Annotated in this window: 10 protein-coding genes; all 10 read right to left on the reverse strand. The window is 44.2% G+C overall.

All coding sequences use genetic code 11. The annotated features are described in order from the left end of the window. Positions 1-27 precede the first annotated feature (27 nt). On the reverse strand, positions 28-1,749 hold the full coding sequence (locus tag K8S19_12455; GenBank protein MCD4814487.1) for an OmpA family protein: 1,722 nt from the start codon (positions 1,747-1,749) through the stop codon (positions 28-30). Beyond that, positions 1,746-2,684, reverse strand: a complete 939-nt coding sequence (locus K8S19_12460) for a hypothetical protein (GenBank protein ID MCD4814488.1) — start codon at positions 2,682-2,684, stop codon at positions 1,746-1,748. Before K8S19_12460 ends, K8S19_12455 begins: the two co-directional genes overlap by 4 nt. A 180-nt stretch (positions 2,685-2,864) precedes the next feature. Next, positions 2,865-4,640 (reverse strand): OmpA family protein, encoded by a 1,776-nt coding sequence (locus K8S19_12465; GenBank protein ID MCD4814489.1) that lies wholly within the window; start codon positions 4,638-4,640, stop codon positions 2,865-2,867. Then, complete coding sequence (locus K8S19_12470; protein MCD4814490.1) at positions 4,637-5,572, reverse strand: hypothetical protein; 936 nt, start codon at positions 5,570-5,572, stop codon at positions 4,637-4,639. The genes K8S19_12465 and K8S19_12470 overlap by 4 nt, the downstream gene beginning before the upstream one ends. A gap of 14 nt (positions 5,573-5,586) precedes the next feature. Further along, the gene (locus tag K8S19_12475) at positions 5,587-5,946 is read right to left on the reverse strand and encodes a hypothetical protein (protein MCD4814491.1); all 360 of its coding nucleotides are present in this window, start codon (positions 5,944-5,946) and stop codon (positions 5,587-5,589) included. Next, positions 5,891-6,376 (reverse strand): hypothetical protein, encoded by a 486-nt coding sequence (locus tag K8S19_12480; GenBank protein ID MCD4814492.1) that lies wholly within the window; start codon positions 6,374-6,376, stop codon positions 5,891-5,893. The genes K8S19_12475 and K8S19_12480 overlap by 56 nt, the downstream gene beginning before the upstream one ends. 50 nt (positions 6,377-6,426) lie before the next feature. Then, positions 6,427-7,464, reverse strand: a complete 1,038-nt coding sequence (locus K8S19_12485; GenBank protein MCD4814493.1) for a hypothetical protein — start codon at positions 7,462-7,464, stop codon at positions 6,427-6,429. A 97-nt stretch (positions 7,465-7,561) separates the two neighbouring features. Then, a complete protein-coding gene (locus K8S19_12490; GenBank protein ID MCD4814494.1) occupies positions 7,562-8,218 on the reverse strand; it encodes a hypothetical protein in 657 nt (218 codons plus the stop codon). 498 nt (positions 8,219-8,716) lie between these two features. Next, the gene (locus tag K8S19_12495; protein MCD4814495.1) at positions 8,717-9,802 is read right to left on the reverse strand and encodes a hypothetical protein; all 1,086 of its coding nucleotides are present in this window, start codon (positions 9,800-9,802) and stop codon (positions 8,717-8,719) included. 241 nt (positions 9,803-10,043) lie between these two features. Beyond that, the coding region (locus tag K8S19_12500; GenBank protein ID MCD4814496.1) for a hypothetical protein at positions 10,044-11,634 on the reverse strand (1,591 nt) is incomplete at its 5' end.

Raw genomic sequence — 11,634 nt, forward strand, 5'->3', positions numbered from 1 at the left:
AAAAAGTCACATCGAAAAAATTGTTGATCATCTTCTTTCTTGATGTTGTTGTTTGAACAGCTCCTCCACCTCATCCTGATCCATCTGCATTTCATAGACTTCCAGTTTTTCCTTCAATTCATCCAATTCTTCATATTGAACAATATCCTCAGGTTTGATGGGTTCTTTTTCAGTTATCTCGCCCTCAAATTTCCGCATATCCAAATCAGGTTGCGCAAACACCATTCCCGCCGGTATTAAAGCCCGGACTTCAATCCGTTGATTTATTTCCCGTCCCGCAGGGGTATCATTGCCTACCAGTGGATGTGTACTGCCATATCCTACCATAATAATATTTTTGGGATTGAGACCAAACTTCGCCACCAAGTATTCCCGCACAGTCCTAACACGCGCCTGGGATAACCGAATATCCTCTGCCGGTTTACCCAAAGATCCTGAATGTCCGAACAACCGAAATTTTACCAGCGAATGCTTCTTCATAACAGCGCCGATTTGATCAAGCGTCTTTGCTATATTTCCTTTTAAAACACTCTTCCTGTCTTTAAATTTAATTGCCGGCAAAGCGTTGGATTTAATATCATCCTCAATCCGTGCCAAGGCCTCGCGCGCCGCAATAATTTCACTCCGTAATTTTCTTTCCATTTCCCGCACCTTGGCTTCATCCTGGGCACGAGATTGTTTCAATTGCTCATCACGCATTTTTGCCAGATTTTCCACATCTTCATCGGCCAGGGCTTTGAGCAATTCCTTTTCAGCCCGATCGGCTTTTTCCTTGCCGCTGCCCAGCTTCTCCCAGCTGGCGGTCAAAGACAGCCTGTGAGAACCAAACGTCTTCTGAATATAAAACGGCAGAGAAAATGAGTAGTCGAGTTGTAACTGCGTATTGTTTAATTGTTCAAATATATAACACCCGCTCAAACTAAAGGTGAATTCCTGCGAATTGACACCGGTTCGTGCGGCGGCCAATCCGTCAAAAAACCAACTTTCCACGCCAAACCGGACCGTGTTTTTATTCTGCATATAGCTCCGGTTCACGACTTCAACCGAAAGCAGAACATTCTCAATAACCGCATTCAGGGGTTGCAAATCCTGTTGCCAGGAAAGTCCGATTCTAAAGTTCCGCGGCACTTCCTCATAAATGGTCACACCAACATCTGTCGGAATAAAATTTTCAAGATTCAGCCCGACTACAAATTTTTTCGGCAGAGGATAAAGCACACCAAAATCCGCGGTAAACCCCGTTTTAGAAAATGCCGGCGCATAATCAGTTGCTTCCGACGACCAATTCAAAATCTTCAGCGTCGTGCCTAAATGAATTGATTGATTCCATAAATTCAGCGTCCTGGCGTATCCAACATTAAACGTATTTTCAAAATAAAAATATGAGTTTAAATGCGCCCAGGAAGCACCAAAATAGCCAATCGTCGGATCAACCGGAATCATCACGGCTACATAATTATATCCCAACTGATCGCGTGCACCGGTATAAAGTCTTCCCTCAAATCCCGCAAACAAACCGGCAAACATCGTGGTAACTTCATATCTATCGGCAATGGCCAAACCGGCCGGATTCCAGTTCATGGTATTGGCATCATCCGCCACTGCTACGAACGCCCCTCCCAGTCCGGTGGGACGCACACCAATATTATAATCTAAAAAATAGGCCGCACCGCTCTTCGCAAGCAAGAATACCGCAAATACAAACGCAATTGCCCTCCCGCGCCGATTAAAAAATCCAAGCCGCATCATTTGATTACGACCACCGTGCCGGAAATTAAATGCCCTTCCACTTCAATCTGATAAAGATACAGTCCGCCTTCCACATACTGATAGTTTGAATTTCGTCCGTCCCAATAACGGGTATTGTTCAAGGTCACCACCGGAAACCCGGTCGTGTCAAATATTTTTATTTTAATTTCCGCATTAGGATCATTGGTATAAAAATTAAAAAAGGCACGTTCACCCAAAACCGGCCGCATAGGATTGGGAGTTGCATAACAACCCGTATTATAATCAAAAGGATATAAAAACAAATCAAGTGTCAACAACCCCTGATAGTCTTCCGAGGGTGTGGCGCGAATATCCCCCCCAAAATAGACATACACCTGATTGGTTGCCGCCTGCCTCTCCGCAACAGGATAGTTTCCCATCCCATCAACTGAAACAACTGTGCGCAATAAATCCCTGTCCTCATTCCATGTGCTCACCCGGTCGGTATCGGATACATCGTAGACGATTCCCCAATAGCGCAATGTATTTGTATAAAATCCCAGTTCCCCCACTGTCGAGGTTATTGAAACAGGTGTCCCATAGGTGCTCGCAACGTTCAAATCATGATTATAGACCTGCCAATAGAGCGGAACCGAATGATCCACATTGACCATCCCCCGCAAACCACGGTACAAGCCATCCGAGGTCGTTGACCCGCCTAAGAGCGATTGATTATTGGTATATAATTCTATTCCCCAATTGGAATTATTGTTGGCTGGGTAATCAATCCGGAGATAAAACGGCATAAGTTCTAAAGAATAAGGCACAGCCATGCGCACTGAAACAGCTCCCCCAAACGAATGAGCTGCTTCGGTCAAACTGAGTGCATCGACTGTAAGATAGGCTGCTGAAACCATAAAATAATTGGCCAGCAAAAGCAGAGTGGCGATCCCGACTGTTTTGCAAACTCTCATCAACATATCAACTTCCCCACTAAATTTACCATAAAAAAAGCATGATTCATAGATTTATCGAAACCCGGATGTACAAGAATTCCTTGGCAGGTCCTATTTAAAAAATCGTTTTATTTAAATCATTTTTGCATATTCTGAGACAAAATTTTACGCTTAGACGATTTTATCAAAAAAAGTACGTTATTTATTCATGTCCGCCGGCTTTACTGCACCTTCCGGCTTATCCACTTCTTGTTTAGCACCATTCCCGTTATTTTTGTGCTGCTGTTTAAAAAGTTCCTCTACTTCATCCGTGCTCATTTGCATTTCATAGACTTTTAATTTTTCCCGAAGTTGTTCAATTTCTTCATACTGAACAATATCTTTTTTACCAATCGTCGCTTCCGGTGATTTGTCATCCGGCGCCGTCTGGGTTTGACTTGTCGCTGCTAAACCGGCAGGTACAAGTACATGCACCTCAACACGCCGGTTCTTCGCTCTTCCTTTTGGCGTTTTGTTGCTCGCGATGGGTTGGGTTTCTCCATACCCTACGGGAATAAGATTGGTGGCTTTCAACTTGTATAGCGAGACAAGGTATTCCCGAACAACTTCAACCCTGTCCTGCGAGAGTCTAAGATTATCAGCTTTTTTTCCATTCGAATCCGTATGCCCTTCAAGACGCACTTTGACCTGAGGATATTTCTCCAACACCATCCCCATCTCGTTTAAAGTCCGTAAGGATATTCTTTTCAAAACGCTTTTCCCCGCTTCAAACTGAACGCGCGGCAGTTCGCCGGATTCAATTTTTACATCAATCCCTTTTATCTGTTCCCGCACTGCCAAAATTTCAGCCCGGAGTTTAGCCACCATAGCAGCCAGTTCAGCCTCTTCCTGCTTGCGTGATTCCAAGAGTTCCTGATCTTTCATACCAGCCATATTCTCTTCAGTTTCTTCTTTCAGCGCTTCTGCCAGCGCCTTCTCGGCTCGTTCCATCTTACTTCCTTTGGGTTGAGGCAAACTTGCCGTCAGAGCCACCCGGTGACTTCCATAAGTGTCCTGGATGTAAAAAGGCAGAGAAAAGGAATAGTCCACCTGCAAAAGAACATCATTCAATTCCCTAAGCAGATGCTTCCCGCTCAGACTGATGGTAAACTCGGTTGAGTTCACACCCATCCGTGCGGCGGCAATACCATCAAAAAACCAGCTCTCCGCCCCAAAGCGGACAGTGTTTTTATTCTGCATATAGCTCCGATTGACCAGTTCAAACGAAACCAAAACATTGTCAATCACCGCTCCCAAAGGTTTGAGATCCTGTGACCAGGATGCGCCAAGCCTAAAATTACGCGGTACCTCTTCATAGGTGGTAAGCCCGACATTGGCCGGAATAATATTTTCAATACACAAACCTGCGACAAAATTCTTTGGCAAAGGATACAGCGCTGCAATATCAGCGGTAAAAGCGGTTTTCGAGAGCGGTTCGGTATAATCATTTCCCTGAACAGACCAATTCAGAATCTTTAAATTGGCACCCACATGCATGGTCTCGGTTTTATAAGTAAGCGTTCTGGCATAGCCAACATTGAACGTATTCTCATGATAGAAATAGGATCCAAACTGCGTCCAGGATGCACCAAAGTAGCCGATTTCAGGATCAACCGGCACAGCAACCCCCACATAACTATATCCCAGAGCATCACGAGCTCCGTTATACAATCGTCCTTCAAATCCGGTAAACAGGCTGGAAAGCATCATGGTCAGTTCATAGCGTTCCAGCGTTGCCAAGCCGGCAGGATTGTAGTTCACCGCATTGGCATCATCCGCCACCGCTACAAAAGCCTGCCCCATACCGGTCGGCCTCACACCCACGCCGTAATCAAAAAAGTAGGCATACCCACCCGTTGCGATTGCCAACCAGACCAGGAATCCCAACAGACCCGGCATGAATATCCGTCTATAAGCCACTGTTTGTTTCATCACTTGATAACCACCAGCGTCCCGGAGATACGGTGCCCTTCCACTTCAATTTGATATAGGTACAGCCCGCCTTCCACATATTGATAATTTGAATTCCTGCAATCCCAATAACGGGTATTACGCAATGTCACAACAGGAAATCCGGTAGGATCAAATATTTTTATGGTTATATTCGAGTCCGATGAATTGGTATAAAAATTAAAATAAGCCCTTTGCCCAAGTGCCGGTTTCACAGGGTTGGGAGTGACATAGCAGCCGGTATTATAATTAAACGGATAAACAAATAAATCCATTCTTAGCTGGCCGATGTATTGCTGACTATTTATATTTCTCAGATCACCGGCAAAATAGAGATAGATAGGCGGATTCGTGTTTGCCCGATCAAGCGCGGGGTAATTCCCCAAGCCGTCAACTGAAACAACCACCCGATTATTGCGATCATTATCCCACGTTGGTATACGATCCACATCTGAAATATCATACACTTCACTCCAATAACGCAGCGTATTGGTATAAAAGCCCAGTCCTCCTGCCGTAGCGGTTACTGATTGAGGTGTCCCGTAGGAAGCACAAACATTGAGATCATAGGGATAGACTTGCCAATAAAACGGGACGCGATTGTCTACATCAACCACACCTCTTAGTCCGCGGTAAATACCATCCGAAGGTTGCGTGGATAAGCGCGGCTGTATGTTGGAATACAATTCAATACCCCAATTGGTATTATTATTTGGAGGAAAGGACACCCTGAAATAAAAGGGCATGATTGACAATTCCGGCGGTGCGTTATATGCCCCCAGATTAAGATTTGTCAGGGTTGCGCAGGTGGTGGTCCCCAATATATCTACATTTAGGTACGATGCGAACGATTGATTGAAGCTCGCGATCAATAAAAAACTAATCATCCCTGTGATCCGCATACTTCTTTTCATCATTTACAAAACCTCATTCATTTCGAAGACCGGATAATTTTCAGTGGCGCTCGAACAATCTCACTCTTGGGTATGCCTACTTTCTCCAGACCGTACAATGTTCCCCAAAATAATTGAATCCCCAGTTTTGCTTGTCTGACTTCCATTTTCGGATATTGCCCCTGCCAAACAATGGGTTTTGTTTCTCCCGGAAATATCGGTTGATCCGGACGAAGTTCAATCTGCCAGACCCTTTCTCCTGAAGTCCCTTCGACCCAAGCAATCCCATAGGGTGCAATGTGTAAAACGCCGGTATTCTTCACCAATATTTCGATTTTCGAGTCAGCACCCGGTTCGATCTGTCCCCTCGGCCCGTTTCTCCCCATTCCAGCGAACAAAGACCGGCATTCCCACCCGTATATCCAAAGGAACTCTGCCATCTCTTCGCTCGCCTGCAAACAACGCCAGCACACATTCCTTCCGTGCGGATTCCTCCTTACCCTTTAAAACAACCTTAATTTTCTTCTTCCGCCCCTTCTTCAATTCCAGTTCACGCGGAATAATTTCAGCCCAGGTTTCAATAGGTTTCGACTTGACGCCTGTACGCCGGTATTCGAGAGAGAGCACTATTTTTTTTGTCACATCAGCATCATTAGTCAAAACGATATAAGATACTGACTTTTTTCCGGATTTAACCTGCATGGCCAGAACATCCGGTTCAAAGTGAACCTGAGCTGCGCCACTCTGTGCTAAAACAAAAACCATTAACGCAATTACCGTCGTCCTAAACACAAATCGTCGGTAATATCTTAAACCTGTCCGAATCACTATATTTCCCCTTTATAAAAACTATCCAACAGGGTTCAAACCTCCCACTTCTATTTTTTTTCTGGTTCGGACTCTGGTGTCACTAGTCTGGTGGGACCAGTAACCTCTTTAACTTCAGTATCATTTTGTTTCTGAGCTGGGCCACCAAGATAAATCACCAGATAACGAACCACGCCTTCTTTAGTACCGCTGGTAATAGAAACCATATATGTCAATGCTTCTTCAAGCATTTCAACATCTTTGGGAACTTGAATGGTAATGTCCAAAGCTTTTTTCTTCCCAGAACCAAGCTTTATCTGATCATGTCGAATAGAAACGTCTTCGACTTTTCCCGCAAATCGACTTTTATCCAGCAGTTGATATTGCGTATCATTTGGATTGACGGAATAAAGAAAATATTTCTGAGTTTTCTTCGAATTATTGATTAATTCAATCTTTTTTTTCCCTGGCGCCCGAAGGTCAATTTTTTGGCCGGGTTTGGCATCCAGCAATACAACCACGGGCGGCTCTATTGCGTAGGCAGCATCTGCAGGATTTTTCAATGCTGCTGCAAGTGCTTCATCATTTCTTCCGGGTGCAATTGAAAACATAAAAAATCCTGCAACTTGAGCTCCAAAACGCAGATTTTTTTGATTGGGATCACCACCAGTATGAACAACCATTTTACAAACATATTTATTGCCGTATAATTTTTCATCATCTGGAATACTGACCTTCACATCTACTTGCATTGATGAATTCGCACCCACAGTAAGCCCGTTGGGTTCAACCACAATCCAAGCTGGATCCGGAATCACAGCATAGCCATCTCTTGGTTTTTTAGGCGACTCAGTACGAACCTCAACATAAACTGGAACATTATAATTATTTCCCACTATCATGGGTGCATTGGCAACTTCAGTCATACTTATAGTCTGGCCGATAGGTAAATTCGAAATATTTATTTTTGAATAATTTGTTTTCAAACCGCTTTTTACTTCAGCGGCGGGTTTTTGCTGAGTTTCGGCGATCGCTCTTCCTGAAAAAACGATCAACAGAGAAAAGATAACGATAAATGATACTTTCTGGTGTTTGGACTGGATTGCCATAGAATAGTTCTCCGCTTTATATATATTTTTTTAAAAAATGGGAGATGCCCAAAAAACTAAGATAGCTTCCTGGACATCTCCCTTACTCAAAAACTTCTTATGCTGCTAATTGTGCACCAATTGTGATAACAATGGTCTGCTCATTGACACCAGTACCACTAACAGTCAGAGGTGTCTGAAGCATGTAACGGATACTACGGGTGGTAAATCCACCAGGTGCATCTGGAACACTGTAGCCTTTAAGAGCTTCGGAATCATCCGGTGCAGGAAGATTACCGGTATTACGACCCAAAGTAGAGGTTGAAGCTACTGTTGGGGTCACGAGAACATTGCTGATGACATCATCATCGTTGAAATCGGTTAACGCGAGGAAACGTGAAGGCACACCGGTTTCAACAGCTTCGGTGAAAATACCAGCCAATCTGCATTCATTGTCAGCAGTTGCTACACCGATACCAGTTTGCAACATGGTCCAGCCAGTTGCACAGGTAGCAGAGACATTAAAATCAATCTTCAAATAACCATTTTGTGTAATGGTATGACGAATTTCACCAGCTGCGTTGTTCGAGAAAATATTTTGACTTGCTCCAACATCGCCCCAAGTTGCCAACGGTGTACCTGTAACTGAAAGATCAATATCAACTGCATTAAAAGTAACTGTAATATTAAAAGTCTGAGTTGTTGCTGCAAAACTCGATGATGCCATGCCAGCAACCAAAACAACTGCACATGCTAAAAGAAGAAACTTTTTCATAAATATTCACCTCACGTTTTTTTGGTCCTGCTTGTATTTGAAGCTTTTTATGGTAGGTAGCGTACTCGATTGTAAACGAGTATCTTGCAAGTTATTTTTCACATCCCTCCTTTCAGTGATACTTTGTTTCCCCTCGGTTTAAAAATACGATGTATCTTAAACTAGCCTGAGAGTCTCCGAACAAAATCACACATAACCAAGAGGAGCCTATTTTTCATTGCATCATGCAACAATAACAAAGCATTTTCACGGAAAAAAATACGAAAATAATCTTCGCATAATTCTTCTTCTAATTAGACTAGGTGAGGTAAGCTTTTATTTCAAAAAAAATCATTTTTTTTATTCCATCCAAAAGAATCCTTTGTTCTAGAAGTCAATTATATCATACGTTTCAATTCAAAGCAATTTTGATGTTTTTACAATTTTTTTACCTACAAATAAAAATATCCCTATTTTTAAAGTGTTTTCAGCCAGTATTTTTTACTTTTTTGCACATTTTCAAAAACCAACTTCATCAATCCGAACTAAGTCAATAAGCGTTCCTGTTTTGTTCTGAGTAGCCTCAACAACCAGCGTAATTGTAAAAGTTTTCTCCCCGCTCCATCCGGTTTTCTTTCGAATATCATATTGATACACACCTGCTCCACTTCCGTTTTCTGACAATGTCATCGCCTCGGCAGTGCCGGCTTCCTGAATCATTAATTTGAATCCGGTTTCTTCTGCAACCCGATTCACCACCACACTTAATGTTCCGTAAATATCCAAATCCATGGTCAAACGGTCGGAAAGCACTTTACCCCAGACATCTGCGCCGGCTTTGACTACTTCCGCTGATCCTTTGCCATTGCTTTTAATCGTTGCGTTGTTGTTCTTGTCATCGGATGCGTCCCACCAGCCGCCGGGCTTGCCTGCCTTATTATGAAAATCGCAAAAATAGGCTTCATTATTAATCGCTTCCGTAATCCAAATTTCATCCACCAAAGTCCCGACACCGTTTATCTCCGCCTCAACAATTAAGATAATTGCAAACGTGGTGACACCACTCCAACCGGTTTTCTCAGCTAAATTGTAGACATGCACACCGGCACCATCCCCGGTTTCAGAAATCTGGATTTCCGCCTGATCCGGCTGTTGCACCATAATTTTGAATCCGGTATTTTTATCTATTTTATTAATCACAACCCGCATGGTATTCGTTGCATTCAGATCAACGATCAATTGATCGGATAAAACTTTTCCCCAGGTTTCTTCACTGACCTTGGTAATATAGGCAGCGCCCGTTCCGGTCACTTCAATTTCAGCATTATTTTTCCCGTCATTGCTTTCATCCCACCATCCCGCCGGTTGACCGGTTTTGTCAAAGTCCCCAGCCTGGTTTTTTTCAAAATGTTCAACATACTTCGCCAGTAGATTGGTCTTCTGCTCATTCGAATCAAATTGTGTTTCTACAAACTGGGTCTTTTTATCAACAGAATACATATCCTGTTTCTGACCACATCCAGCCATAAACAGTGCGAGACAGCTTGTCACAAAAATTAAGGTAATGGTAAACTTATATTTCTCTAATACATATCTCTTCTTCATACGCTTTTAAACCCTCCTCCTTGGTAAATAGTAGGCAATATACTAACGCACCTATTCTATTTTTGTCAAAGCAATCAATTTTTTTTATTGTACTTGGTGATAAAAACGCATGATTTCTTTGATAAATAGAGTATTAATATTAGACTGGTTTTTCTACATATTTATTACAAAAAAATAAAAATTATATAAAAAAAAGGAAGGGCCAGTGGCCCTTCCTTTTTCCCTTTGTTTTCAAAGGATATTATGCCGCAACGGTGGCGCTGCGGAACAGCTTACGACGCTGTTTTTCAAGACTATTTTCATCAATTCTTGCAGGCACAGTATGCAAAATATCGTAATAGGCACCCAAAGCACCCTTGCCGCCAATCTGTATCAAAACGCCTGGAACAAAGATAGGCTTCCCAACCACATTTGGCTGAGCCGTATCCTCCCAAACACCCAATTCCAGACGCGGTGCCAAAGCATGCATCTGACCAACCAGGTCATTAAACGCTGCGATGGATACTTCAAAACCAGCCTGATCCGCCTCCGTTTTGATTGTACGCCCTTCTACCTTCAAAACCCGCAGCATTGATTTAACAAAGTTGCGCTCCCGTGTCCGGCTGACAGGACGCTCAACATATCGCAAATAAGCCTGCACAACCGGGCTATCCGGCTGACTCAGAAGATTATTTAAATTCGAATGGGTAATTCCCATACGATTGACAACCATCTCAAAATACCCCATTGGATTTTGCTGCATCGCCATTTGATGAATACGCCGCGAGCTGGTGATGCGGCTCAAACCCAGGAACAAACTGCTGCGGGCCTGTGGGATTTCCATCACCGCCTCAACCGCTCCTTGATACTGCACTGCCTGCACTTGGGTTGGCAACGTCTTGCCGGTGAGGTTAAAATCGGAAACACGCTGACCAATCGGCAGTGCCACCTCATAAACAAGCGGGGCGGCCAACGCGATGCCATCGACTGTGGCTGATTCTACATTTCCGTTCACAACCCCATGCATTTTCCGTGAGAGATCTTCGCCGATTTCAAATACCGCGGTTTTCTCAATCTTGGCAAGCCGCGCGATTTCAGCTTTCAACTGAAGCCCGGTAACCGGACCCAATTGCCCCATTTGACCGGCACTCACCACCGTCACCTCGGCAATTGCCTTTTCAATCATTTCAAGCCGGCTGACCAGACCATCTGCTTCCGGCCTGCTGCGCAGTGCCCGAATCGCGGTACGAACAGCACTCAGTTGCTCATTGAAAGCCACCGGCATGGACATAAGGTGGACCGTCTGGTCTGCAACCGCTGCAACACTTTCAACATTGCGCCTTGCAGAACCCGGAACAGCTGTAACCTCGCCCGTGATCAAACTTGCCATAACACCATTGAAAAGTAATGCGTGTACTGTCCCATCAAGTTCCGTCCCCTGTTTGGCCATTTCACGCAGAACTGCCGCGACGCTCCCTTGTTCAACACCTTCCAAGGTTGACAAAATCCGCATCAAAGCAGCCAAGCTTGGTTCGGCACCTTTCTCTAATTCCCGATCCAATGTAAGCCGGAGTGCTTCCATGCTGGTATCTGCCTGGCGGCCCAGCACTTGATTTGCTTCCGCCAAATAAATACCGACCAACCGGGTTAAATCCGTTGCCTGAATACCAACCTTCTGACGTTCCGTACTGTACCAGGAAGCCGCTGTCTCGCCTCCGCGTAAGTTTTCTACCGTGACTGCATCTTCCTCTCCTCGGGCGGTTTCCATCCGAGCCCTCCCCAGGGTATCTGCCAGACTATCATAGCGGCTCTGGAAATAATATTTGTCCGCCTGATAACCAACAATTGCACCG

Source organism: bacterium (assembly GCA_021108215.1).
In the GTDB taxonomy this organism is placed as follows: domain Bacteria; phylum Oederibacteriota; class JAAXVQ01; order JAAXVQ01; family JAUVAV01; genus JAIORK01.